Annotated in this window: 18 protein-coding genes and 3 tRNA genes; 4 read left to right on the top strand and 17 right to left on the bottom strand. The window is 66.6% G+C overall.

What is annotated here, in order from left to right:
• Positions 1-41 precede the first annotated feature (41 nt).
• Complete coding sequence (locus tag QRN34_RS11380) at positions 42-1,232, top strand: alpha-hydroxy acid oxidase (RefSeq protein ID WP_285404575.1); 1,191 nt, start codon at positions 42-44, stop codon at positions 1,230-1,232.
• An 11-nt stretch (positions 1,233-1,243) separates the two neighbouring features.
• On the opposite strand, the gene QRN34_RS11375 is transcribed toward QRN34_RS11380, so the two are convergent.
• The 10 genes from QRN34_RS11375 to thrS all read right to left on the bottom strand — a co-directional run bounded on the left by QRN34_RS11375 (position 1,244) and on the right by thrS (position 9,926).
• Positions 1,244-2,230 (bottom strand): LysR substrate-binding domain-containing protein, encoded by a 987-nt coding sequence (locus QRN34_RS11375; RefSeq protein ID WP_285404574.1) that lies wholly within the window; start codon positions 2,228-2,230, stop codon positions 1,244-1,246.
• Positions 2,231-2,298: 68 nt separating this feature from the next.
• A tRNA-Pro gene (locus QRN34_RS11370) sits at positions 2,299-2,375 on the bottom strand.
• A 46-nt stretch (positions 2,376-2,421) separates the two neighbouring features.
• Complete coding sequence (locus QRN34_RS11365; RefSeq protein ID WP_036114913.1) at positions 2,422-2,778, bottom strand: MerR family transcriptional regulator; 357 nt, start codon at positions 2,776-2,778, stop codon at positions 2,422-2,424.
• Positions 2,759-3,058, bottom strand: coding sequence for an integration host factor subunit alpha (ihfA, locus tag QRN34_RS11360; protein WP_036140472.1), 300 nt, complete (start codon positions 3,056-3,058; stop codon positions 2,759-2,761). The genes QRN34_RS11365 and ihfA overlap by 20 nt, the downstream gene beginning before the upstream one ends.
• A gap of 1 nt (position 3,059) precedes the next feature.
• Positions 3,060-5,441 (bottom strand): phenylalanine--tRNA ligase subunit beta, encoded by a 2,382-nt coding sequence (gene pheT / locus QRN34_RS11355; RefSeq protein ID WP_285404573.1) that lies wholly within the window; start codon positions 5,439-5,441, stop codon positions 3,060-3,062.
• 27 nt (positions 5,442-5,468) lie between these two features.
• Entirely contained in the window at positions 5,469-6,461 is a 993-nt protein-coding gene (gene pheS / locus QRN34_RS11350) for a phenylalanine--tRNA ligase subunit alpha (RefSeq protein ID WP_285404572.1), read from the bottom strand.
• Positions 6,462-6,561: 100 nt separating this feature from the next.
• A complete protein-coding gene (gene rplT / locus QRN34_RS11345; protein WP_285404571.1) occupies positions 6,562-6,921 on the bottom strand; it encodes a 50S ribosomal protein L20 in 360 nt (119 codons plus the stop codon).
• A 14-nt stretch (positions 6,922-6,935) separates the two neighbouring features.
• On the bottom strand, positions 6,936-7,133 hold the full coding sequence (rpmI, locus tag QRN34_RS11340; RefSeq protein WP_036114929.1) for a 50S ribosomal protein L35: 198 nt from the start codon (positions 7,131-7,133) through the stop codon (positions 6,936-6,938).
• Between the two features lie 318 nt (positions 7,134-7,451).
• A complete protein-coding gene (gene infC / locus QRN34_RS11335; RefSeq protein WP_343123045.1) occupies positions 7,452-7,979 on the bottom strand; it encodes a translation initiation factor IF-3 in 528 nt (175 codons plus the stop codon).
• Between the two features lie 45 nt (positions 7,980-8,024).
• A complete protein-coding gene (gene thrS, locus QRN34_RS11330) occupies positions 8,025-9,926 on the bottom strand; it encodes a threonine--tRNA ligase (protein ID WP_285404570.1) in 1,902 nt (633 codons plus the stop codon).
• A 232-nt stretch (positions 9,927-10,158) separates the two neighbouring features.
• Between thrS and QRN34_RS11325 the strand changes: the two genes are divergently transcribed.
• Positions 10,159-11,169 (top strand): NAD-dependent epimerase, encoded by a 1,011-nt coding sequence (locus tag QRN34_RS11325; RefSeq protein ID WP_285404569.1) that lies wholly within the window; start codon positions 10,159-10,161, stop codon positions 11,167-11,169.
• A 21-nt stretch (positions 11,170-11,190) separates the two neighbouring features.
• Here QRN34_RS11325 and recD read toward each other — a convergent pair whose 3' ends face one another.
• The 7 genes from recD to uvrB form a co-directional block, all read right to left on the bottom strand.
• Entirely contained in the window at positions 11,191-13,089 is a 1,899-nt protein-coding gene (gene recD / locus QRN34_RS11320) for an exodeoxyribonuclease V subunit alpha (protein WP_285404568.1), read from the bottom strand.
• The gene (gene recB, locus QRN34_RS11315) at positions 13,086-16,739 is read right to left on the bottom strand and encodes an exodeoxyribonuclease V subunit beta (protein WP_285404567.1); all 3,654 of its coding nucleotides are present in this window, start codon (positions 16,737-16,739) and stop codon (positions 13,086-13,088) included. Before recB ends, recD begins: the two co-directional genes overlap by 4 nt.
• Positions 16,736-20,158 carry an exodeoxyribonuclease V subunit gamma gene (recC, locus tag QRN34_RS11310; RefSeq protein WP_285404566.1) on the bottom strand — a complete coding sequence of 1,141 codons (3,423 nt, stop codon included), beginning with the start codon at positions 20,156-20,158 and terminating at the stop codon, positions 16,736-16,738. The genes recB and recC overlap by 4 nt, the downstream gene beginning before the upstream one ends.
• Positions 20,159-20,228: 70 nt before the next feature.
• Positions 20,229-20,648, bottom strand: coding sequence for a CopD family protein (locus tag QRN34_RS11305; RefSeq protein WP_285404565.1), 420 nt, complete (start codon positions 20,646-20,648; stop codon positions 20,229-20,231).
• 87 nt (positions 20,649-20,735) lie between these two features.
• Positions 20,736-21,278 (bottom strand): hypothetical protein, encoded by a 543-nt coding sequence (locus QRN34_RS11300; RefSeq protein ID WP_285404564.1) that lies wholly within the window; start codon positions 21,276-21,278, stop codon positions 20,736-20,738.
• 245 nt (positions 21,279-21,523) lie between these two features.
• Positions 21,524-21,598 (bottom strand) — tRNA-Val (locus QRN34_RS11295).
• Between the two features lie 94 nt (positions 21,599-21,692).
• Positions 21,693-23,714 (bottom strand): excinuclease ABC subunit UvrB, encoded by a 2,022-nt coding sequence (gene uvrB, locus QRN34_RS11290; protein WP_285404562.1) that lies wholly within the window; start codon positions 23,712-23,714, stop codon positions 21,693-21,695.
• Between the two features lie 206 nt (positions 23,715-23,920).
• Here uvrB and QRN34_RS11285 point away from each other — a divergent pair, with 206 nt between their 5' ends.
• The gene (locus QRN34_RS11285) at positions 23,921-24,388 is read left to right on the top strand and encodes a GspH/FimT family pseudopilin (RefSeq protein WP_285404561.1); all 468 of its coding nucleotides are present in this window, start codon (positions 23,921-23,923) and stop codon (positions 24,386-24,388) included.
• 47 nt (positions 24,389-24,435) lie between these two features.
• Positions 24,436-24,512 (top strand) — tRNA-Asn (locus tag QRN34_RS11280).
• Positions 24,513-24,562 lie beyond the last annotated feature (50 nt).

The raw sequence follows: 24,562 nt of genomic DNA, 5'->3' as shown, positions 1-24,562 counted from the left end.
GTCCTAGCATCGGATCACCGTATCCCTGCGCTGGACGACCCATGTCTGCTCCGATCACCTGTGTCGCCGACCTGCGCGAGCTGGCCCGCAAGCGCGTTCCCCGCGCCTTCTTCGACTACGCCGACCATGGCTCGTACGACGAGGTAACGCTGCGCGACAATCGCGCCGTGTTCGACCGCATCCGCCTGCGCCAGCGGGTAATGATCGACGTCGACCAGCGCGACCTGGCGACGACCATCGTCGACCAGCCGGTGTCGCTTCCCCTGGCCATCGCACCCACCGGGCTGACCGGCCTCACCCACGGGTCCGGCGAAATACTGGCCGCGCGCGCCGCCGGCGCGGCGGGCATCCCGTTCTGCCTGAGCACCATGTCGATCTGTTCGGTGGAACAGGTCGCGGCAGCAGTTGACCACCCCTTCTGGTTCCAGATCTACGTCATGCGCGACCGCGGCTTCACCCGCTCCCTGATCGCCCGTGCGCGCGAGGCCGGCTGTTCGGCACTCATGGTCACGGCCGACCTGCAGATCCAGGGCCAACGCCATCGCGAGATCAAGAACGGCATGACCGTGCCGCCGAAGCTCACCCTGAAGAACCTGGTGGACATCCTCGGCAAGCCGCGCTGGGTACAAGGCGTACTGACCGCACCGAGTCGATCGTTCGGCAACCTGGCCGGCCAGATCGACGGGGCCGGCGGGCTGACCACGCTGGCCCAGTGGATCGGCAGCCAGTTCGATCCACGGCTGAGCTGGGACGACATCGCCTGGATCAGGGACCTGTGGCCCGGCAAGCTGATCCTCAAAGGCATCATGGACCCCGACGATGCCCGTGCAGCGGTGGCCGCCGGCGTCGATGCCATCGTGGTCTCCAACCACGGCGGCCGACAGCTGGACGGCGCCATCGCCTCGGCCGTCGCCCTGCCCCGCGTGGTCGACGCGGTGGGCAACGATATCGAGGTGCTGTTCGACGGCGGCATCCAGACCGGGCAGTCGCTGCTCAAGGCCGTGGCGCTGGGCGCGCGTGCCGGCCTCATCGGCAAGGCATTCCTCTACGGACTCGGTGCCATGGGCCAGGAGGGCGTGACGCGCGTCATCGAGATATTGCGTCGCGAACTGGACGTCAGCATGGCACTGACCGGGCATACGTCGGTGCACGACCTGGATCGCTCGGTGCTGCTGGACGAGCATGGCGAGCCGTGGCTGCCGGTGCATGCGCGGGTGCAGGGCACCACCTGAGGTCGCCGTTCCTACGCGTTCCGCGAAGCAGATGCGCCTTGCGCTGCCCGACACACCTCGCGCAGCCACGTTCCGAACGCGGCGCGCGATCCGCCGTCGTCCACGCCACGTGGCGAGCACAGGTAGTAAGCGGATGTCGGCCGCGCTTCGATAGCGAACAGCGGGATGAGCCGCCCCGCCTGCAGATACCGCCAGGCAAGACTACGCCGGACCAGGGCCACGCCCTGCCCGTTCAACGCCGCTTCCATCAGCATGCCCAGATCCATCAACCGATGGCCCTGGGTAGGCTCGTCGACATCCCCCGTGCCGGTATGCTCGCGCGCCGCACGCATCCACGGTCCCCACGGTTCGAGCGGGCAGCGCAGCAGCACGCCACGGCGCAGCATGTCGGCGGGCGTATCGAAGCGGACCCGGGCCAGGTAGGCAGGACTGGCCACCGGGAACACGGTGTCGTCGGTCAGCCGTTCGCTGAGCACGCCGTCGAACGCACCGTCGCCGAAACGGATCTCCACGTCCCAGCCGGGCGCGGTGATGTCCAGGTAAGGGATCGAGGGCATCAGCTCCAGTTCGATGTCCGGATGCCGTTCGCTGAAAGCCGGCAGGTGCGGCACCAGCAGGTCGCGACCGAACGTGGGTGGCGTGGCGACACGCAGGCGCCGGCGCGAGGTGGACGCACGCTGGTGGTACGCGGACCGCGTAAGCAGGCCCAGCGCGACATTCACCTGCTCCAGGTATTCCCGACCGATGGCCGTGGGCTCCACGCCCCGCCCCGTACGCGACAGCATCTTTACGCCCAGCAGCGACTCCAGCGCAGCCACCCGCTTGGCCACGGCGCTGGGCGTGATCGCCAGCTCATGGCTGGCCCGTTCGAACGAACCCAGCCTGGCCGCCGCTTCCAGGGCGCGCAGATGCGCGGTGGACGGCAGGCGAACCGCCGGCTCCAGCGCATGCGGTCGATGATGGCTGCCGTCGGGCGACGGATGGCGAGGGGAAGTCATGGGCACCGTTCTCCTGGCCGCCACCTTAAACGAAAAAAGGCGCCCCATCGGGACGCCTTTTCGAATAATGGTCGGGGTGGCGAGATTCGAACTCGCGACCACTACACCCCCAGCGTAGTGCGCTACCAGGCTGCGCTACACCCCGACGAGCAAACGATTGTAGCAGCAACGCCGTGAACTGCGAAAGCGGTTCAACGACGAAGCAGGGTAAGGACTTCTTCCAGCTCCAGGCGAACCTGACGGACGATCTGATGGGACATGCTGGCTTCCATCCGGGCCTGGGGGCCCTCCAGCCGCGCACGCGCACCGGTGATGGTGAAACCCTCGTCGTACAGCAACGAGCGGATCTGGCGGATCATCAGCACGTCGTGGCGCTGGTAGTAGCGACGGTTGCCGCGGCGCTTGACCGGCTTGAGCGCGGGAAATTCCTGCTCCCAGTAGCGCAGTACATGCGGCTTGACGCCGCAAAGCTCGCTGACCTCACCGATGGTGAAATAGCGCTTTGCCGGGATCGCCGGAAGCTCGGTGTTATTCCCTGGGTCCAGCATAGCCCTCGACTCTTACCTTGAGTTTCTGGCCGGGACGGAAGGTGACGACCCGCCGGGCAGAGATGGGAATTTCTTCGCCGGTCTTGGGATTGCGACCGGGACGCTGATTCTTCTGGCGCAGATCGAAATTGCCGAAGCCGGACAACTTGACCTGTTCGCCACGCTCGAGGGCTTCGCGCACGACCTCGAAGTACGCGTCAACGAACTCCTTGGCCTCACGCTTGTTGAGACCCACGTCGAGGAAAAGCCGCTCGGCCATTTCCGCCTTGGTCAGCGCCATCTTACCCTCGCAATCTTGCCTTGCATGTCTTCTCCAATGCCCCCACCGCTTCTGCCACGCGAGCGTCGGCATCTTCGTCGGTAAGGGTGCGTGAAGCGTCCTGTAAAATCAAGCCCATAGCGAGACTCTTTCGTCCTTCGTCGATCCCCTTTCCGGCGTATCGATCGAACAGTCGAAGCTCTTTCAGGACCTCTCCCAGGGCACCCCGCACGGCGGTCTCGACGGCGGACCAGGACACCTCTTCCGGCAGTTCCACGGCGATGTCGCGGCGGACGGCGGGGAAGCGGGTCACTCGGGTGGCGCTGGGCAGCCGACGCGCGAGGATCGGCTCGAGGGCCAACTCCATCACGTGCACATCGGGGCCCAGGTCCAGCGCCTTGGCCAGCGCCGGATGCAGAGCGCCCAGGTAGCCGACGGGCTGGCCGTCGCGCAGCACCCGCGCGCTGCGACCCGGATGCAGCCAGGACGGCAGGCTTTCGGTGTCGACCGACCAGCGGGCCGGCTCACCGGTGTGGGCGATCAAGGCATCGAGGTCGCCCTTGAGGTCGAAGAAATCGACCGTGCGCGACGGCGCACCCCATTGCTCGGCACGCGCGGGGCCCGAGGCGACCACCGCCACGCGGCCGATCTCATCGGGCGCACCGCCGGTGGCATGGAAGCTGCGCGCCACCTCGAACAAACGGACGCGCTCCTGCTGGCGCGCACGGTTGTGCCGCAGGACCTCGACCAGGCCGGGCAGCAGCGAGGTGCGCATCACCGCCAGGTCGGCGGAAAGCGGGTTGGCCAGCGGCACCCAGGCATGATCCAGGCCCCAGGTGGTCAGCAGGTCGGCGCCGAGGAAGGACAGCGTCACCGCCTCGAAGTACCCGCGCGCGGCCAGCTGGTCGCGCAGGGCCATCTCGGTCAGGCGCGCCTCCGGCTCCGAGCGCAAGGCGATCTGGCCGGCGGGAATGTGCGTGGGGATGCGCTCGTAACCGTGGATGCGGGCGACTTCCTCGATGAGGTCTTCCTCGCGCTCGATATCGAAGCGGCTGCTCGGCGGGGTCACCCGCCAGCCGTCGGCGATCTCTTCCACGCCCATGCCCAGGGCGGTAAAGATACGGGCCACTTCGTCGGCCGTGACCTCGATACCCAGGATGCGGTGCAGGCGCGCGTGGCGCAGGACGACCGGCGCATGCTCGCGCAGGTCTTCCGGACGCTCCGCCAGCGTGATCGGGCCCGCCTGGCCGCCGGCGATCTGCAGCAGCAGCTCGGTGGCCCGCTCCATGGCGCGCCGCGGCAGCGCCGGATCGACGCCGCGCTCGTAGCGATGCGAGGCATCCGTGTGCAGGCCGAGCTTGCGCGCGCGGCCCATGATGGCCGCGGGGGCGAAATGCGCGGCTTCCAGGAACACGTTGCGCGTGCTCTCGGTCACACGCGAATCGAAGCCGCCCATGATGCCGGCCACGGCCAGGGCGCGGGCTTCATCGGCAATCACCACGAACGAGGGGTCCAGCGTGGCCGTGTTGCCGTCGAGCAGCTTCAGGGTTTCGCCCGGCCCCGCATGACGCACGACGATGGCGCCGTGCAGCGTGTCGTTGTCGAAGGCATGCAGCGGGTGGCCGAGTTCCAGCATCACGTACTGGGTGACGTCCACGATGGCGCTGATCGGACGGATGCCGGCGCGACGCAGGCGTTCGGCCATCCACAGCGGCGAGGCGGCCGCTGCATCGATACCTTCGATGATGCGCCCCAGGTAGCGCGGCGCGTCCGCGCCGGCGTCGAGGCGCACCTCGCGCGTGGCACTCGCGGTCACCGGCACCGCGTCGACACCGATGGCCTTGACCCGGCTGCCGAACAGGGCCGCCACGTCGTGCGCCAGGCCGTTGAGGCCCAGCACGTCGGGGCGGTTCGGGGTGATCTTCAGCTCGATGCTGGCGTCGGGCAGGCCAAGGTAGTCGGCCAGCGGGGTGCCGACCGGCGCATCGGCCGGCAACTCGAGCAGGCCCGATGCGTCGGCGTCGATGCCCAGTTCCTTGGCCGAACACAGCATGCCGAACGATTCGACACCGCGCAGTGTCGCCGCCTTGATCGCGATACCGCCGGGCAGCGTGGCGCCCACCGTGGCCAGCGGGACGCGGATGCCAACGCGCGCATTGGGCGCACCGCAGACGATCTGCACCGGTTCGCCGAGGCCGGCGTCGACCATGCAGACCTGCAGGCGATCGGCTTCGGGGTGCCTGGTGGCGGCCACGATCTCGGCCACGACCACACCTTGCAGCCCGTCACCCAGTTCGGTGACCTCTTCCACTTCCAGGCCGGACATGGTGAGCGCATGGACCAGCGCCGCGCGGTCGTCATTGATGGCGACCAGTTCGCGCAACCAGTTTTCGGAGAATTTCATGGGAACACTCTTTGATCCGGAGGGCGGTCAGGCGAACTGGCGAAGGAAGCGCAGGTCGTTCTCGAAGAAGGCGCGCAGGTCGCCGACGCCGTAGCGCAGCATGGCGAAGCGCTCCACGCCCAGGCCGAAGGCGAACCCGGTGTAACGCTCCGGATCGATGCCGCAGTTGGCCAGCACGGTCGGGTGGACCATGCCGCAGCCGAGCACTTCCAGCCAGCGCGTGGAACCGTCTTCGGCATCCCAGCGGATATCCACTTCCGCCGAGGGCTCGGTAAACGGGAAGTAGCTGGGACGGAAGCGCATCTCGAAATCGCGTTCGAAGAACGCGCGGATGAACTCGGCCAGCGTGCCTTTCAGGTCGGCGAAGCTGGAGGTCTCGTCGACCAGCAGGCCCTCGATCTGGTGGAACATCGGCGAATGGGTCTGGTCGGAATCGCTGCGGTACACCTTGCCCGGCGCGATGATGCGGATCGGCGGCTGACGCCCCTGCATCGAGCGCACCTGCACCGGCGAGGTATGCGTGCGCAGCAGGCGACCGTCGCCGAAGTAGAAGGTGTCGTGCATCGCCCGCGCGGGATGGTGCGGCGGGAAGTTCAGCGCTTCGAAGTTGTGCCAGTCGTCCTCGATCTCGGGGCCGTCGGCCCGCTGGTAGCCGAGGCGACCGAAGATGTCGGCGATGCGCTCGAGCGCACGTGTGATCGGATGGATGCCGCCGTATTCGCCATCGCGGCCCGGCAGCGTGACGTCGATGCGTTCCGAGGCGAGGCGGCGATCCAGCTCGGCCTGCTCCAGCGCCTGCTTGCGGGCGGCAATGGCGTCGGTGAGGCGCTCCTTGACGCGGTTGACCTCGGCGCCCCGCGCCTTACGCTCATCGCCCTGCAACTGGCCCAGGGCCTTGAGCGCCGCGGTGACTGCACCGTTCTTGCCCAGCAGCGCGACGCGGACGGCGTCCAGCGCCTCCAGCGAGGCGGCCGCATCGATGTCGCGCAAGGACGCGTCGATATGCTCGATCGATTCCATCGGATTTCCTGACGTCCAAAAAAGAAATGGGGAGAAGGCAAGGCCTTCTCCCCACGTCATCCATCTTCGCGCGACATCGCTATCGCGCGTTCAAAGCGGATTACGCAGCCAGACTGGCCTTGGCCTTCTCTGCGATCACGCCAAATGCCTTGATGTCGTGCACGGCGAGGTCGGCGAGGACCTTGCGGTCGACGGCGATCTCGGCCTTGGCCAGACCGTTGATCAGGCGGCTGTACGACAGACCGAACTGACGGGCAGCAGCATTGATACGGACGATCCACAGGGCGCGGAACTGACGCTTGCGCTGCTTGCGGCCGATATAGGCGTACTGGCCAGCCTTGATGACGGCCTGGTTGGCTACGCGGAATACCTTGCGACGGGCGTTGTAGTAGCCCTTCGCACGGCCGAGGATTTTTTTGTGACGACGACGGGCGGTAACGCCACGCTTAACACGAGCCATGGTTCAACCCTCCCTTAGAGATACGGCAACATGCGAGCTACACCCTTGGTGTCGCAAGCTTTGACGTGGTTGGGAGCGCGCAGGCCGCGCTTACGCTTGGTCGACTTCTTGGTCAGGATATGTGACTTGAAGGCATGACCGGCTTTGAACTTGCCGGATGCGGTCTTGCGAAAACGCTTCGCTGCCGCCCGGTTGGTCTTGATCTTGGGCATCGGAATGCTCCGTATTCGGTTGCTGACTGATCCGGCGGCAAGCCCTTGCGGGACAAGCACTTTCCATCCTGCCGGGTACGGTGGTACGGCCCATCCATACGGGCCGAGCCGGCGATGATACACGAAGAACGCGGTAGGAGCGCACGTTGTGCGCGAAAAGCCTACAAAGCGGGGACGCGGCGAGCCCCAATCGTGGGGGACACGGACAGGGCGAGGGCGGGGCGAGGGCGGGGCGAGCCCGGATCGCGCACATCGTGCGCTCCTACACCCCTTATCCGTCGCGGGTAGCAAAAAGGCGCCCGGGGGCGCCTTTCTGGTTCAGATCTTCTTCTTGGGGCCGATCATCATGACCATCTGGCGGCCTTCGAGACGGGGGAAGGACTCCACCACGCCATCTTCGCCGATGTCCGTCTGGACCCGGCGGGCCAGGTTCTGGCCGAGGTCCTGATGGGACATTTCGCGACCGCGGAAGCGGATGGTGACCTTGACCTTGTCGCCTTCTTCCAGGAACTCGCGCATCTTGCGCAGCTTGATCTGGTAGTCGCCCTCGTCGGTGACGGGGCGGAACTTCACTTCCTTGATCTCGACCTGCTTCTGCTTCTTCTTCGCAGCCGAAGCCTTCTTCTGGGCCTCGAACTTGAACTTGCCGTAATCCATGATCTTGCAGACCGGCGGATCGCCGTTCGGCTGGATTTCGACCAGATCCATGCCCAGCTCTTCAGCGGCCTTGATGGCGTCTTCCGTCCGCATGATGCCGAGCTGCTCGCCTTCCGCGCCAAGCACGCGGACCTGCGGGACACGAATGTCTCTGTTCTTGCGATTGCCCTTGTTATCGGTCGTAGCGATACCGCTATCCTCCAGAAGATTGATCCCAATACCGGACCCGTGGCGTCAGCGACGGGTCTCGGCTTCCAAACGTTCGACGAACTGGGCCAACGGCATGCTGCCGAGGTCCTCGCCGCCGCGGGTACGTACGGAGATGGTACCTGTTTCTTTCTCGCGGTCACCGACCACGATCAGATAAGGCACCTTCTGCAACGTGTGCTCGCGGATTTTATATCCGACTTTTTCGTTGCGCAAATCGGAGTTTACCCTGAACCCTTGTCCGACAAGGGCTTGGGTTACCTCCTGCACATAATCGGCCTGAGCGTCGGTAATGCTGAATGCAACCGCCTGAATGGGGGCAAGCCACGTCGGAAGCAAGCCCGCGTGGTGCTCGATCAGGATGCCGATGAACCGCTCCATCGACCCCACGATGGCCCGGTGGAGCATGACCGGGTGCTGGCGCTGGCTGTTTTCGTCGACATATTCGGCGCCCAGGCGCTCGGGCATCATGAAATCGACCTGCATCGTGCCCACCTGCCAGGCGCGGCCGATGGAATCCTTCATGTGGTACTCGATCTTGGGGCCGTAGAAGGCGCCCTCGCCCGGCAGTTCCTCCCAGGCCACGCCGGCCGCCTGGAGCGCGGCGCGCAGGGCGTGCTCGGCCTTGTCCCAGACCTCGTCGGCACCGATCCGCTTTTCGGGGCGCAGGGCGATCTTCATGGCGATCTCGTTGAAGCCGAAATCGTCGTAGACCTTCATGGCCTGGGCGTGGAACGCCGCGACCTCGCCTTCGATCTGGGCCGGGGTGCAGAAGATATGGCCGTCGTCCTGGGTGAAGGCGCGCACCCGCATGATGCCGTGCAGGGCACCGGAGGGTTCGTTACGGTGGCAACCGCCGAACTCGCCGTAGCGGATCGGCAGGTCGCGGTAGCTGTGCAGGTGGGTGTTGAAGATCTGGATGTGGCCCGGGCAGTTCATGGGCTTCAGGGCGTACGTGCGCTTCTCCGACTCGGTGAAGAACATATTCTCCTGGTAGTTGTCCCAGTGACCGGACTTCTTCCAGAGGCTGACGTCCATGATCTGCGGACCACGCACCTCCTGGTAGCCGCTGCTCTTGTAGACGCCGCGCACGTACTGCTCCACCGCCTGCCAGATGGCCCAGCCCTTGGGGTGCCAGAAGATCATGCCAGGCGCTTCTTCCTGCATGTGGAAGAGGTCGAGCTGCTTGCCGATGCGGCGGTGGTCGCGCTTCTCGGCCTCCTCCAGCTGGTGCAGGTAGGCCTTGAGGTCCTTGTCGTTGAGCCAGGACGTGCCGTAGATGCGGGTAAGCATCTCGTTGTTGGAATCACCGCGCCAGTAGGCGCCGGCCACCTTCATCAGCTTGAAGGCGCGCAGCTTGCCCGTGTTGGGCACGTGCGGGCCACGGCAGAGGTCGGTGAACTCACCCTGCGTGTAGAGCGACAGCGTCTCGCCCGCCGGGATGCTCTCGATGATCTGGGCCTTGTACTCCTCGCCCAAGCCACGGAAGAAGTCGATCGCCTCGTCGCGGCTCTTGACCGAGCGCGTCACCGGGATCTGTTCCTTGACGATCTTTTCCATCTCCGCCTGGATGGCCTCGAGGTCGTCCGGGGTGAAGGGGCGTTCGTAGGCGAAGTCGTAGTAGAAACCGTTGTCGATCACCGGGCCGATGGTGACCTGCGCGCCGGGGAACAGGCGCTGCACGGCCTGGCCCAGCAGGTGGGCCGTGGAGTGGCGCAGGATGTCCAGCGCCTCGGGGCTCTTGTCGGTGACGATCTCGAGCGCGGCATCGTGGTCGATCGTGAAGCTGGCATCCACCAGCGTGCCGTCCACCTTGCCGGCGAGCGTGGCCTTGGCAAGGCCCGCACCGATGGAGGCGGCGATGTCCTGCACGGACACCGGGTGATCGAACGGGCGCTGGCTGCCGTCGGGTAGCGTGATCTGGATCATGAATGCGAATTCCGGACAAACAAAAAGGGCGCCATGCGCCCTTCGAAGATGACGAAGACGTGGCGTGGAGTCAGAGGGAGGGGCGCGTAGTCCGCATGTCGCACACTCGGCCAGCGTTACCGCGGGCCACCTTCGTCGGCTGGATACCTGCAAAAGCTAGATCAGGCACGCGGCCGTGTCAATCCGGGCGTCCGTTACACTGTGTCATTCGCTACGAGAACAGGCCCTCCCCATGCGTATCCTGGTCACCGGCACCGCCGGTTTCGTCGGCTCGGCCCTCACCGAGCGCCTGCTGGCCCGCGGCGACACCGTGCTGGGCTTCGACAACCACAACGATTATTACGACCCCGCGCTGAAAGAAGCACGCGTGGCCCGCTTCATCGACCACCCGAACTACACCCACGTACGCGCCGATCTTGCCGAGCAGGCTGCAGTGGACAAGGCCTTCGCCGATTTCCAGCCGGAGCGCGTGGTCAACCTCGCCGCCCAGGCCGGCGTGCGTTATTCGCTGACCCACCCGCACGCGTACGTGCAAAGCAACCTGGTCGGCTTCGTCAACATCCTGGAGGCATGCCGCCGGCACGCGGTCGGCCATCTGGTCTACGCATCGTCCAGCTCGGTCTACGGCGCGAACCGGAAAATGCCCTTCGCCGTCGAGGATGCCGTGGACCACCCGGTCAGCCTGTATGCGGCGACCAAGAAGTCCAACGAGCTGATGGCGCACACCTACAGCCACCTGTTTGGCCTGCCCACCACGGGGTTACGCTTTTTCACGGTGTACGGCCCGTGGGGCCGGCCGGACATGTCGCCGATCCTGTTCGCCCGCCGCATCGTGCAGGGCGAGGCCATCGACGTCTTCAACCACGGCAACCACAGCCGCGACTTCACCTATATCGACGACATCGTCGAGGGCGTGGTCCGCACGCTGGACCACCCGGCCCAGCCAGACCCGGGCTACGACCCGGTGGCGCCGCATGCCGGCAGTTCGTCGGCGCCGTATCGCGTGTACAACATCGGCAATGACGAACCCGTCCAGCTACTCGACTTCATCGGCCTGCTCGAGAAACACCTGGGCCGCACGGTCGAAAAGCGCCTGCTGCCGATGCAGCCGGGCGACGTGCCGGATACCTGGGCCGACGTCTCGGCGATCCGCCGGGACGTCGGTTACGCACCGAGCACATCGATCGACGCGGGGCTGGCGAAGTTCGCCGAGTGGTACAAAGCGTACTACCGGGTGGACTGACACCTCGCTGGCTCGCCCCCTTCAGACCAGGCGGCGGAGCAGTCCCGAAGCGCGATGGGTCTTGCGACCCACCGCGTAGGCGAGGATGTCCGCCGAGGCCAGCAGGGTGAACGCGGTGCGGGCGCGGGTCACGCCGGTGTAGACCAGCTCGCGCGTTAGCACGGGCGACGGTTCGGCCGGCAGCGCCAACGCCGTGTGTTCGAATTCGGACCCCTGCGACTTGTGCACCGTCATCGCGAACACGGTATCCACCGCGGAGAGACGACTGGGCACCACGAAACGAATGCGCTCCCCACCCTGTTCGTGCATGACGGCGAACGCCACGCGCAACGCCATGCTGCCCTGCCCGTCCGGCACCCACAGGGTCAGGCCGACGTCGCCGTTCATCAGGCCTAGCGCGTAGTCGTTACGCGTCACCATTACCGGCCGCCCTTCGTACGAGCCGCTGGTGGCCTCGACCAGCCCACGCTCGAGCAGGCCTTTGGCAATGCGTTCGTTCTGCGCGTCTACCCCGGCGTCGCCATGACGCGTGGCGCACAGCAACTGGAATCGCGCATAAGCCGTCAGCGCACCCGCCGCCCATGCCTCGAAGGCTGCGAGGTCAGCCCCGAGCGGTGGCCGGTTTGCCTCCAGCCAGTCCAGGTAGTGCCGATAGCCCGGAGTCTGGCCGCGCCCGTCGATCGCCACGGCGGCGATGGACGCGGCCGATGCCGGCAGCAAGGCCAATTCGCCGCTCGACGTGGAAAACGCTGCTGTCACGGCGGTCATGTCGCCGTGGTTGATGCCTAGTGCCAGCGCGCCGATGCCGCTGTGCTCGCCGAAGCGTCGGCTACGCCGGAGCATGGTCACCTGCTGGTCCAGCGGCCGCGCCTCGTCGTCCGGCACGGACCAGGCGCCCACGTCGACGCCGAGCGTCCCGGCCAGCCAGGCCCGCGTGCGGGCGTCGTAATAGCCTCGGTCGGCTCGCGCGCACAGGTCGCCGAGAACGGCACCGGCTTCCACGGAGGACAACTGGTCCTTGTCACCTAGCAGCACCAGCCGTGCCTGCGGTGGCAGCGCATCGAGCGTGGCCGCCATCATCTCCAGGTCGATCATGGAGGCCTCGTCGATGACCAGGACATCCAGGTGCAGCGGATGGTCGGCATCGTGGCGAAAGCGACGGCTGTCCGGACGACTGCCCAGCAGGCGGTGCAGCGTGGTGACTTCCGCGGGTATCGCCTGCTTGACGGAGGCATCGACCTGCAGCCGATCGATCTGCACGGCGATGGACGCGTTGAGTCGCGCAGCCGCCTTGCCGGTGGGCGCGGCGAGACGTATGCGCAGGCGCGGCTGGCCCGCACGCTGCGCCATCGTCTGCAACAGCCCCAGCAGGCGAATGACCGTTGTGGTCTTGCCCGTGCCCGGGCCGCCCGTGATGACGGCGAACGCGCCCCGCGCCGCGATGGCGCAAGCGATCTTCTGCCAGTCGGGTCCGCTCTCCACGACAGGAAACAGGCGATCCAGCTCCGCGGCCAAGTCGTCCGGCACCGGCAGCGGCGCCAACCGGCCGAGCACGGCCTCGGCCACGCGTGCCTCGTCACGCCAGAAACGGCGCAGGTAGAGCAGATCGCCATCGAGGACCAGCGGCGCGGCGGCGTCCCCCGTGGGACCGGCCACCAGCGGCGAGGCTGCGAGGACAGGCCGGATATCCGCCAGCGCGGCGTCGGCGGCGGTGTTCCAGGTGCCGATGTCGACGCAGATATGTCCATCGCCCAGCTCGCGGCTGGCCTGCGCCGCCGCCAGCAGGACCCGCGGATCACCCTGGGGATCGAGGCTGCCGAGGAAGCGCGCGAACGCGCGATCGACCGGACGAAGACGATCCTCCGCCACCGCGTTGTCCATCCAGCGATCGAGGTCGTCGCGTGTCGGCACGGTGTTCATGCGTCCGCTCCCCGGAACAAGGTGTCCAGCGCGTCGATCATCGCCCGCGGCGGACGCTCGGCATGCACGCCGTGACCGCGACCGTCCACGCCACGCAGGTAAAGATAGATGGCGCCGCCGATATGGGTGTCGTAGTCGTAGGCGTCGCCCAGGCGTGTACGCAGCTGGCGATGCAGCGCAAGCAGGTAGAGCGCGTATTGCAACTCGTAGCGGGCGTCGAGGATGGAGCGGCGCATGGCCTCCGGCGTGTAGGCGTGCTGGTCGGTGCCCAGCCAGTTGGACTTGTAGTCCACGACGTACCAGCGCCCTTCGTGCTCGATGATGAGATCGATGAAGCCCTTGAGCATGCCGTTGACGCGATCGGACGCGAGCGCCGGCCTTGCCGCGCCATCCAGCGTGTGGGTGCGGACGATGCGGTCCAGCGCGAGCGTATCGACACCCTTCGCTTCGAACAGGAATTCCAGCTCCGCGCGATAGCGGCGGGGATCGTCCAGCGCACCGAGCGCGAGCGTGCGGCCGTCAGGCAAGGACAGCGGCGTGGACAGCAACCCGAGCAGCCAGGTCGTCAGCAGGTCGATCGCGTGCGCCCAGCCGCGACGCTCGCAGCGGCGTGCCACGGTATCGCGCAGGCGCTGCGGATCGCGGGCGACCGCCGCAAAGCCTTCCTCCGCCATCCACTCGAGCAGGTCGTGCAGGAAGGTGCCGGCCTCCGCGCCACGCTCGAACGCATGGATGCTGCCGGCCTCCGCCAGCGCCGCCGGACGCTCGCTCGCGTATTCGACGATCACGTCGTCGGTGGCGGTTTCCGGCGCGACGATGTCGTCCTCCGCATGACGCAGTGCACTGTAGCTGGCGATCCACCAGGGCTCGGCGCGCGCGATGTGCGCACGACGCGCCGGTGCAGGATGTTCCTGCTGCACCGGGGGTTCGTATCGGTTGTCTTCCGGCGCGGGCATGTAGTCCACGGCGATGCAGGCATGACCGTCCGCAAGGCGCCGCAGAAGACCCTCTATCGCGCCGTTGTCTATCTCCGCGCCACCGGTCAGCAGGTGACCCAACGCCGCCTTGTGCAGCTGCGGTTTTTTCGCGGACGCATGACTGACCGGCGCGACACCGATCCAGCACGCGTGACGCGCACGGGTCAGGGCGACGTAGAGCAGGCGCAGGTCTTCCTGCAACACCGCGCGCTCGGCAGCCTCCTTCGCTTCACGCACGGCATCGCCCGCACCCTGGTGGCTGGCCGCGACCAGTTCCAGCTGTGCCCCGTTGCCGTCGTGGTAGCGATACCCCTGCCCCGGGCGCATGCCTGCCACGGCGGCCGCGAAGGGCAGGAAGACCAGGGGATATTCCAGACCCTTCGACTTGTGGATGGTCACCACCTTGACCAGATCGTCGTCGCTTTCCAGGCGGACGATCTGGTCGTCGCCCGTGTGACCGGCGGTGTCGGCGATACGCTCGGCCAGATGACGGATGAGCGCCTGCTCACCCTCGATCGTGGACGCGGCCTGCTGCAGCAGCTCGGCCAGGTGCAGCAGGTTGGTCAGGCTGCGTTCGCCGCCGCGCTGCGCCAGCAACCGCGCCGGAAGGTCGAACAGGTGCAGGAAACGGTGCAGCATGGCCAGCACCCCACCCCGGCGCCACGTCTCGCGCAGTTCGAACAGCTCCTGCCCACGCCGCTCCCAGTGCCGCTCGTCGACATTGAGGCGCTCCAGCTCGCCGTAGCCCAGATCGAGGCTGCGGGTGGCCAGCGCGGCACGCATGGCCGTGTCGGAGGATGGCTCGGCCACGGCACGCAGCCAGAGCAGGACGTCGTGGGCCTCGATGCTTTCGAGCACCGAGTCGCGATCGGACAGGAACACGCTGCGCACGTGGCGCTGCGCCAGCGCATCGCGTATCTGGGTCGCCTCGCTGTGGCTACGGATCAGAACGGCGATATCCGCCGGCTTCAACGCCGTGAAGTGGCCTTCGGCCGAAACGAAACCGCAGCGGCCACGGCCCGCGGCATTCAGCAGTTCGACGATGTGCGTGGCGCAGGCACCTGCCATCTGCTCGCGATAGATACGCACGCCGACCGGCTGTTCGTCGTCGAGCAGCCAGACCTGCAAGGCCGCGGGCACGTCGTCGTCGATGACCAGGCGTTCGCTACGGCCACGGGACCGCACCGGTGCGAAGGGCAGCCCGCGGTCGGGGAAGTGGAAGGCTCCCGTGGCATGGGTTTCGGCATGCCCGAACAACGCGTTGACGGCCGCCACCATGGCCTCGCTGGAACGATGGTTGGTGTCCAGGCTGTAATGCGGCGGGAGGGCTTCCGCCCTGGCCCCGAGGTAGGTCTGGATGTCGGCCCCGCGGAAGGCATAGATGGCCTGCTTGGGGTCGCCGATCAACAACAGTCCGGTACCTTCCGCCGCGGCGTAGATCGCGCGGAAGATCCGGTACTGCAAGGGGTCCGTGTCCTGGAACTCGTCGATGAGGGCGAGCGGGTATTGCCGGGCGATGGTCTGCGCCAGTCCCGTACCGGTGTCGGCCGCGAGCGCCCGATCCAGGCGCAGCAGGAGGTCGTCGAACCCGATCTGCGCGCGCCGCCGTTTCTGCGCGGCGAAACGCTCGCGTACCCAGGCCAGGGCGTCGGCCAACACGACATGGCGAACGCCTACCTTTCCCGCCTGCCAGGCCTGCCAGTGTTCCAGCGCCGCAAACGCCGGATGCTCGGGCCGATGCTTGCCCTTGCCCGTCGCCTTGCCCAGCCGCGTCACGGAATAACGCGCGATATCGAAGTCGACGCGTTCGGCACGTTCCGCCCAGTAACGCATGGCGGCAAGATCGGTGGGAATACGGTCCGGCTTGTACCAGCCGTTGTGCAGGGTCTTGTCGCCTACCGCGGCGGTAATGGTCGCCTCGATGCGATCGATATCGGCGAGCCAAGTGCGCGCCGCATCCGCGTGGCGTCGCTCATCCTCCTCGTCCCATGCGGCACGATCGAGCAGGGCCGCATCGAGATCGCCGCCGGAGGCCAATACCTCGCCGTTGACGCGCAACGTGGCCTCGCCGCCGAACAGCAAGGGGCGTAGTGCGCGCGCAAGCGCATCGGGCGTCTGCCATTCCTCGAGGATGGGCGCGAGACGCGCCTCGTCGAGCAGGTAGAACGCCTTGCGCCAGTAGTCGCGTACGCACTCGGCGAGCAGTTCGCTCTCGTCCGGCTCCAGCGTCTGGGCGAAGGCGTGGCCACTGCCGAAGGCATGCTGGATCAGCATCCGCTGGCTCCAGCCATGGATGGTGAAGATGGCTGCTTCGTCCATCCATTGCGCGGCGAGTTCGAGCCGGCGCGCGCACGCGCCATGACGCTCCGCCTCGCAGGCATCCAGGAGCGCGGCGAGGAAGGGTTCTTTTGTCGTGCCGGCACGGAAGGCGGCGGCCGCCTCGACGAGACGCGCCCGCACGCGCTCGCGCAGTTCTTGCGTGGCCGCCTCGGTAAACGTCACCACCAGGATCTGCGGTGGCAGCAGGGGCTGCGCCACGCCATGGCCCAACACGGCGCGCACGTAAAGTGCGGCGATCGTCCACGTCTTGCCCGTGCCGGCACTGGCCTCGATCAGGCGCACGCCGTCCAGCGGCATGGTCAGCGGGTCCAGCGTCTGGAAGTCGAGGGTCATGCGCGCTCCACGTGAAGCGCGCCCAGCAGGTCGCGATAGGGCTGCAGCCAGCGGGTGAAACCGGCGCGCTCGAGCGCATCGAACTCGGGCCACGCGCGCATCAGGTACGGATCGCCGTCCACTTCGCCCCGTGCACGATCGTAGACGCCCTCGTAGGCTTGTCGTGCGGCCTGCATCGATGATTCCTCCGGGGCCAGGAGCGCCGAAAGCGCGGTGCGCGCGGCGACCGGCAGCGGCGCCCGCATGCCCTCGCGCCATGCAAGCAGCAGCGTCTCCAGCATCGCCGTGGCACGGTTGGTCGGGATCAGGGCAAGCACGATCGTGGCATCCGGCCCGACGTAACGGGTCTGCACGGCAAGCCCGGCGGCCTGGGCCACCAGGTGGTCGATCCACGGCATCACCAGCCGGTGCGTACGTGGTGAGCCATCGGGCTCCAGCACATTCGCGGGCGAAAGCAGGAAAGCGGCGAGGTTGCCTTCCGTATCGGCACGGAGCTCGGCCAGCCAGTCCTCGACGACCACACCCGCGGCCTCGACACGCACTTCCCGCTTGCCGGCATCGACCGGCCAGCGGCGGCGCTCGGTCATGAACCGGGCGAAGATGGCCGACGCCGTGGCCGTCAGTTCACGGCGCACCGGCGCAGCGAACCCGCCCATGGGCAGCAGGCCGCTGCGTTGCAGCCGCGATGCGGCCATATCGATCGCGTCTGCGGCGTCGTTGCCGCTGTGGATGGCGGCACGCAGCAAGGTGTCGGTCATGCCGAACCGACCCAGCGCATCGACCGCGAACGGCTCCTGGTCGTCGCCCGCGATGTCACCCAGTTCGAACCGCACGCCGAGCCGTGCCTGGAAGAACTCCCGCACCGGATGACGCAGGAAACGCCGCAGCACGGCAAGCCCGATGGGCCGTTCGACGAGCAGCGCCGGCAAGGTCGACGCGTCGGCGGACGGTGCGATGTCGTGCGCCTGGCGCCACTCGCTGGCGTAGGTGAACAACCGGGCGTCGCCCTGACGAAAGTAGGCACGACTGAAGGGCTGCAACGGGTGCTCCACCGACAGGTGTGCCAGAAGCGGCTGACCGTCGGCGCACAGCCATGCCGATGCCAGGTAATCGCGCAGCTGTCCCACCAGCACCGATGGCGCGCGCTCGCTGTTGTCGCGGGCGCTGCGCGCGACCCAGCCGATGTGCAGGGCATCGCGCGCGGACAGCAGAGCCTCGAGGAAAAGGTAGCGATCGTCCTCACGACGCGAGCGGTCGCCCGGCCGCCACGCACCCGACCGCGACATCAGGTCGAAATCCATGGGGGGGCGGGCACGCGGGTAGTCGCCGTCGTTCATGCCCAGCAGGCAGACCACCCGGAACGGGATGGCCCGCATGGGCATCAGCGTACCGAAGCTGACTGCACCGGCGAGGAATCGCTTGGAGAGTCCCGCGTCGTCGAACTGACCCAGCCAGGCCTCGCGCACCACGTCCACCGGCAAGGGCTCGTCGAACCGGGCTTCGGCGCAAGCGCCCTCCCAGGTATCGAGGGCATCCAGGAGGCGCTCCAACTGCTTGGCATCCTCGGCATCGGAGCGGTCGAAGAAATCGTCGATCAGCCGGCGCAGGCGTGTCCCCCATGTCGCGGCTGGCGCCGGTTCGGCCATGTGTTGCCAGTGGCGACCGAGTGCGGCGAGGAGATCGGACAACGGACCGACCAGTGCCGCATCGAGCCCGCCCACCTCGTCGAAGGGCTCGATATCGCCCCATGCCTCCCCTTCCCCCACGGCATAGCCCAGCAACATGCGCCGCAGGCCGAACGCCCAGGTGTTCTGCTCCAGGGCCGGTAGCCCCAGCGAACCGCGCTGTGCCGCATCCAGCCCCCAGCGGATACCGGCGCCGCCGATCCAGCGATGCAGCAAGGGCAGGTCGTCCTCCGCCAGGCCGAAACGCGTGCGCACCGCCGGGACATCGAGCAGATCGGCCATCTCGCCGGCCGTGAACCGCGACTCGGTCATGCCCATCAGCATGTCCAGCGCCATGACCAGCGGAACGGTGCCACGGGCCGCACGATCCGCCACGCTGAACGGAATGAATCGCGGGTCGTCGCGCGGCACGCGGCCGAAGACGGCGTCGATGTGCGGGCCGTAGGTTCCGATATCGGGCACCATCACGATCACGTCGCGAGGCAGGATGGGATGGCCGTCGCGGGCTGACGCCTCGAACCGGGCAAGCAGCTGGTCGTGCAGGATCTCCACCTCGCGCTGCGGCCCGTGCGCGAGATGGAAGACGATGGAGGTGTCGTCCGCCGCCACCGGCCGCGGTTCTTCCGGCAGGGGCTCCAGGTCGAGGATGGCCGCCTGCACCTGCCCGAGCAGCGTGTTGCCGGTCGGCTCGGCGAACAGGTCGATGCGCTGGTCCCACGCGGTGAAACGCTCGCGATAGGTATCCGGATGGTCGAACTCGTCGAGCAGGCGGATGTAGTCGCGACCCTGCTTGCCCCAGGCGGCCAGCAGGGGGTTGGCGTAGAGGTGCATGTCCTCGTCGGACGGCAGCAGGGGCATGCCGGGTTTGCTTTCCTGACGCCTCCGCTCGGCCCGCAGCAACTCGCGGTCGTCGACAATGTCCGCCCAGTAGTGGCGACACGGATTCATCACCACCAGCACCACCTGCGACCAGCGCGCCAGCGCGGACAGGGCCTCCAGCGTTTGCCGCGGAAGCGACGACATGCCGAACACCACGATGCGGCGCGACAGGGTTGCCGGACGCTCCGACGTGGAGGCCACGGCCCTCAGGAAGCGCTCGTGGACCGCGGCACGGTGGCCGTCGGCCTCGTCCGGGCCGACATCGTCTAGCAGGCGACGCCACAGGCGCGCCTGCCAGCGATCGTCTTCCGCCATGTCGGGCGCCGCACCGCGGGCATCCCGCAGCACGTCGCGTCCTGCCGCCCAATCGTCGAGCCAGTCGGCACGGTATACCTGGTACTGGTCGTAGAGGTCGGCAAGCCGCTCGGCCAGCTGGTGGCACTTGCGCGCGTCGTCGTCCTTGCCGAGGAACGCGCTCAGCGATGCGAAGCCCTCCTCGGCGGCCACGGAAGGCAACAGGCGCATCAGGCGCCAGACCAGACGGGACTTGTCGAAAGGCGACTCCGGCGGCACGGCATCCTTGCCGAGCACGGCGCGGTACGCGACCCAGAGAAAACGCCCCGGCAACTGGACATCGACGGCCGCGGCGATACCCATGCCACCATCGGCCTCCGAGCGTGCCAGAGCCAGGCGGAACCATTGCGCGATGCCGTTGGACTGGACCAGGATCGATTCGTTTTCCAGGGGCTGCAGGGGTGCACGCCGAAGCCACGCCACCAGGACGTCACGCAGTTCTTCCAGGCGGTTGCCATGCAGGACCATGAGGCCTGGCGCGATGTCGTTCGCTACAGTCACCACGGGGCTCCAGCGGACTCGGGAATCATGCGGGTGATGATGCCTGCCTCATGTCGCACGGGACGAGACGTCAGAACGGCTTCCCGACAACGAGATAGACGATGGCCAACAGGACCAGCACCGGCAACTCGTTGCAAAGCCGCAGGGCCTTGGACGACGGCAGCGAACCGCCAGCCTCGCTGCGTTTCAGCAGGCGTCCCGTCCAGAGGTAGTAGGCGAGCATCGCGGCGACCAGTGCCAGCTTCACGTGCAGCCAACCGCCGGCGATGTGGAAATAAAACCAGAGCACCAGACCGAAAACGAGCGCCACCCCGAACATGATGTGCCCGAACCGGTAGAGCCGACGGCCCATCAGGATGAGCCGTGCGCGGACCGCGGCCTCGCCGCCCGCCTCCACGATGTTGATCAGTATCCGCGGCAGGTAAAAGACCGCTGCCATCCAGGCGATGACGAAGACGATGTGCAGGGATTTGATCAGAAGGTAGCCCACGGGATGTCGCTCCACCGGGAAAGCAACGAGTGTAGCGACTCTGCGGCGTGCTGGCGGGCCCTGAGCCGCCACGTGGCCTCATTCCGGTTACCGCGACATGCCGAGCAGACGAAACACGGTATCGGCCACGATACTTGCAACACCACCGGCCACGCCCGCGGCCAACACCGCACCCACGACGCGGTGTTTCCAGGCGATCAGCTGCTCCAGCCTGGTTTCCACACCATCCAGTCGCAAGCCGAGGCGCGCTGTTTCGGCCCTGGCGTGCTCGTCGCTCGCATCCAGACGCTTTATGAGTCGGGCTTCGGTTGCCGCAAGGCGCTGATCGGATCGCGCTTCCGATGCGAGTACGCGCTGCTCCGACCTGGCTTCAGCGTCGGCAAAACGCTGCTCCACCTCCGAAAAACGCTGCTCCGTACGGACCTCTGCCGCTGCCAAACGGGCATCGGTTGCGTCCTGACGCTGCATCATCCGGTCAAGGAGCACATTCATACTGGCCGTACGCTCGTCGAGCCGGCCCAATTGCTCCTGCATACCGCCGAGTATGCCCGCAAGGTCGGCACCTGAGGGATGCATGCAGCCGGCGTAGCCCGCGGGCCGGCCTGGGCCCGGGTATCGCGTCTTCTTCATGACGTACTCCATCGCGCTGATCCTCCTCAGTGTGCAGGGACGCGAGGCGATGGGTCGTGAGAATCCGGACCGATTCGCGTCAGGGGCTCCAGTCTGGCTAGCGCACGCCATGCCTGCACCGGGTTGCCGGTCATCACTAAGCGTGAGTGGGGGCCGTTCTGCATGTCGTCCAAATGCCGGGCACAAAAAAAGGAGCCGCAGGCTCCTTTTTTCAGCTTCTTCATGCCACTGCCCCGTGAGGGAAGTGGTGGGCGGTACAAGGATCGAACTTGTGACCCCTACCATGTCAAGGTAGTGCTCTACCGCTGAGCTAACCGCCCGAAGAGCTGCGCAGTTTACCGGCGCCCGGTCCCCGCTGCAAGAGCCCCGCCATATATTTTTGCCGGACCGGCGCAACCCGCCGGGGCAGCCACCTCAGCGCAGGGCCCGCTCCCGCAGCCGGTGGATCTCGTCGCGAAGCTTGCCGGCCTCCTCGAACTCGAGGTTCTGGGCGTGCTTGTACATCCGCGTTTCCAGCTTCTTGATGGTCACACCCGCCTGTTCCGGCGTCAGCGCACCGTAATCGACCTGCTCCTCCTGGGCCTTCTTCGACTCCTTGCCCTTGCGACCCTTGCCGCGGGAGCCCACGTCGGCACGCGCGCCTTCCATGATGTCCGCAATGCGTCGCACCACCGTGGTCGGCGTGATGCCATGGAGCGTGTTGTACTCGACCTGCTTCTCGCGTCGGCGCGCGGTCTCGTCCATCGCATCCTTCATGGAACCGGTGATGGTGTCGCCGTAGAGGATGGCCTTGCCCCGCACGTTGCGCGCCGCGCGGCCGATTGTCTGGATCAGCGAGCGCGTGGAGCGAAGGAAACCCTCCTTGTCCGCATCGAGGATCGCCACCAGCGATACCTCGGGCATGTCCAGTCCCTCGCGAAGCAGGTTGATACCCACGAGAACATCGAACTCGCCCAGGCGCAGGTCGCGGATGATCTCGGTGCGCTCCACCGTGTCGATGTCCGCATGCAGGTAGCGGACCCGCACCTCGTGCTCGGAGAGGTAATCGGTCAGGTTTTCCGCCATGCGTTTTGTCAGGGTGGTGACCAGCACGCGGTCGCCCATCGCCACACGCTTGTGGATCTCGCCCAACAGATCGTCGACCTGCGTACGCACCGGCCGGACTTCCACCTCGGGATCGATCAGGCCCGTGGGGCGCACCACCAGTTCCACGACGTTGTCGTCGGAGCGGTCCAGCTCGTATTTGGCCGGCGTTGCCGACACGTAGATCGCGCGCGGCGCCCGCCGCTCCCATTCCTCGAAACGCAGGGGGCGGTTGTCCATGGCCGAAGGAAGCCGGAAACCGAATTCCACCAGGGTTTCCTTGCGCGACCGGTCGCCCTTGTACATGGCACCGAGCTGGGGAACCGTGACGTGCGATTCATCCACCACCATCAACGCATCCGGCGGCAGGTAGTCGAAAAGTGTCGGCGGCGGCTCGCCCGGACCACGACGGGTCATGTGTCGCGAGTAGTTTTCGATGCCCTGGCAGAAGCCCACCTCGGCCATCATCTCCAGGTCGAAACGGGTGCGCTGCTCCAGGCGCTGGGCCTCGACCAGCTTGTTGTCGCGATACAGCTGCTCCAGCCGCTCGGACAGCTCGACCTTGATCGTCTCCATCGCGTTGAGAACGCTCTGCCGCGTGCTGGCGTAATGGGTCTTCGGATACACGGTGTATCGGGGCACCTTGCGCAGCACCTCGCCGGTGAGCGGGTCGAACAGCGAGAGGTTTTCGACCTCGCCATCGAACAGCTCGATGCGCAACGCCTCGGACTCCGACTCCGCCGGGAACACGTCGACCACTTCGCCGCGTACACGGTATGTGCCGCGCCGCAGGTCCATCTCGTTGCGCACGTATTGCAGTTCGGTCAGCTGACGGATCAGCGCGCGCTGCTGGATATGCTCGCCGCGCGAGAGGATGAGCCGGAGGCTCATATAATCCTCGGGATCACCCAGGCCGTAGATCGCCGACACGGTGGCCACGATCAGGGAGTCGCGGCGCGACAACAGCGCCTTGGTCGCAGCAAGGCGCATCTGCTCGATGTGGTCGTTGATGCTGGAATCCTTCTCGATGAAGGTATCCGAGGCCACCACGTAGGCTTCCGGCTGGTAGTAGTCGTAGTAGCTGACGAAGTACTCCACCGCGTTATGCGGAAAGAACTCCTTGAATTCGCCGTAGAGCTGGGCGGCCAGCGTCTTGTTCGGCGCCAGCACGATGGTCGGCTTCTGGATCTGCTCCACCACGTTGGCGATGGTGAAGGTCTTTCCGGACCCGGTCACGCCGAGCAGGGTCTGGGCGGCCAGGCCGGATTCGAAGCCCTCGCTCAGGCGGCGGATGGCCTCCGACTGGTCACCGGCGGGCTTATAGGGCGAGACGAGCTGGAAGCGATCGGTCATGGGCGACGATATGCTGGCTGAAGGCATGATTTTAAACGGCCGCCGCCTACGGGGCGTGAGGTCCCCACCCGACAGTGGATGGCGCTCGCCCGAGTCAGGATGGTCGAGGACTTTCCTGCCGCGGTCGCTCCCCCATGCCCACACGCCAACGGCTCCCAGGCGGCTTCACCCTGCCCGACCTGACCACCACCCTGGTGATCACCGGCATGCTGGTGATGATGGCCCTGCCGGCCCTTGCCGGGACGCTGGCCCGATATCAGTTGAAAGCCACTGGGGAAGCACTCTTCACATCGCTGAACAAGGCCCGCGCCATGGCGATCCGCCGAGGCCACCCTACCTATGTGTGTCCCAGCGAAGACGGACGGCTGTGCTCCGCAACCGTCGACTGGAGCCTGGGCTGGATCGCCCGCGACCAACAGGCCAAAGCCTTGTTCGATGTGTCGGATACCGTGCCCCGCGCCATCAACATCGTTCACTCGGCCGGGCGATCCGAGGTGAACTTCCGGCCCGATGGCACCGCTAACCACGATAACCAGCGGATCAGCCTGTGCCTTCGGGGCAAAGCCCATACGGCGGTCAGCATCGTGTTGGCGCGGTCGGGCCGCATCCGTCGCGAAACCGCCCCTGCCGACATCGCGGCGGCGTGTGCCCGGCACCGCGCAAAAAATGCCTAGAGCCGCTTGACAGCCCCCATCGACATCAACACAATACGTGGCTCCCCGCCCGAATAGCTCAGCCGGTTAGAGCACTTGACTGTTAATCAGGGGGTCGTTGGTTCGAGTCCAACTTCGGGCGCCAGGTTTTGAAAGGGTCTGCAGCGATGCAGGCCCTTTTCTTTTGGGCGGTAA

The sequence above is a fragment of the Luteibacter sp. ME-Dv--P-043b genome (assembly GCF_030209605.1).
Lineage (GTDB): Bacteria > Pseudomonadota > Gammaproteobacteria > Xanthomonadales > Rhodanobacteraceae > Luteibacter.
Note: the sequence above shows the minus strand (reverse complement) of the source record. Positions and strands in the feature narration are given on the sequence as shown.

Excerpts from the sequence above, each read along its gene's own strand:
- QRN34_RS11380 (WP_285404575.1), top strand. The coding sequence starts at position 42 with ATGTCTGCTCCGATCACCTGTGTCGCCGACCTGCGCGAGCTGGCCCGC.
- QRN34_RS11375 (WP_285404574.1), bottom strand. The coding sequence starts at position 2,230 with ATGACTTCCCCTCGCCATCCGTCGCCCGACGGCAGCCATCATCGACCG.
- QRN34_RS11365 (WP_036114913.1), bottom strand. The coding sequence starts at position 2,778 with ATGCTGGACCCAGGGAATAACACCGAGCTTCCGGCGATCCCGGCAAAG.
- ihfA (WP_036140472.1), bottom strand. The coding sequence starts at position 3,058 with ATGGCGCTGACCAAGGCGGAAATGGCCGAGCGGCTTTTCCTCGACGTG.
- pheT (WP_285404573.1), bottom strand. The coding sequence starts at position 5,441 with ATGAAATTCTCCGAAAACTGGTTGCGCGAACTGGTCGCCATCAATGAC.
- pheS (WP_285404572.1), bottom strand. The coding sequence starts at position 6,461 with ATGGAATCGATCGAGCATATCGACGCGTCCTTGCGCGACATCGATGCG.
- rplT (WP_285404571.1), bottom strand. The coding sequence starts at position 6,921 with ATGGCTCGTGTTAAGCGTGGCGTTACCGCCCGTCGTCGTCACAAAAAA.
- rpmI (WP_036114929.1), bottom strand. The coding sequence starts at position 7,133 with ATGCCCAAGATCAAGACCAACCGGGCGGCAGCGAAGCGTTTTCGCAAG.
- thrS (WP_285404570.1), bottom strand. The coding sequence starts at position 9,926 with ATGATCCAGATCACGCTACCCGACGGCAGCCAGCGCCCGTTCGATCAC.
- QRN34_RS11325 (WP_285404569.1), top strand. The coding sequence starts at position 10,159 with ATGCGTATCCTGGTCACCGGCACCGCCGGTTTCGTCGGCTCGGCCCTC.
- recD (WP_285404568.1), bottom strand. The coding sequence starts at position 13,089 with ATGAACACCGTGCCGACACGCGACGACCTCGATCGCTGGATGGACAAC.
- recB (WP_285404567.1), bottom strand. The coding sequence starts at position 16,739 with ATGACCCTCGACTTCCAGACGCTGGACCCGCTGACCATGCCGCTGGAC.
- QRN34_RS11300 (WP_285404564.1), bottom strand. The coding sequence starts at position 21,278 with ATGAAGAAGACGCGATACCCGGGCCCAGGCCGGCCCGCGGGCTACGCC.
- uvrB (WP_285404562.1), bottom strand. The coding sequence starts at position 23,714 with ATGACCGATCGCTTCCAGCTCGTCTCGCCCTATAAGCCCGCCGGTGAC.
- QRN34_RS11285 (WP_285404561.1), top strand. The coding sequence starts at position 23,921 with ATGCTGGTGATGATGGCCCTGCCGGCCCTTGCCGGGACGCTGGCCCGA.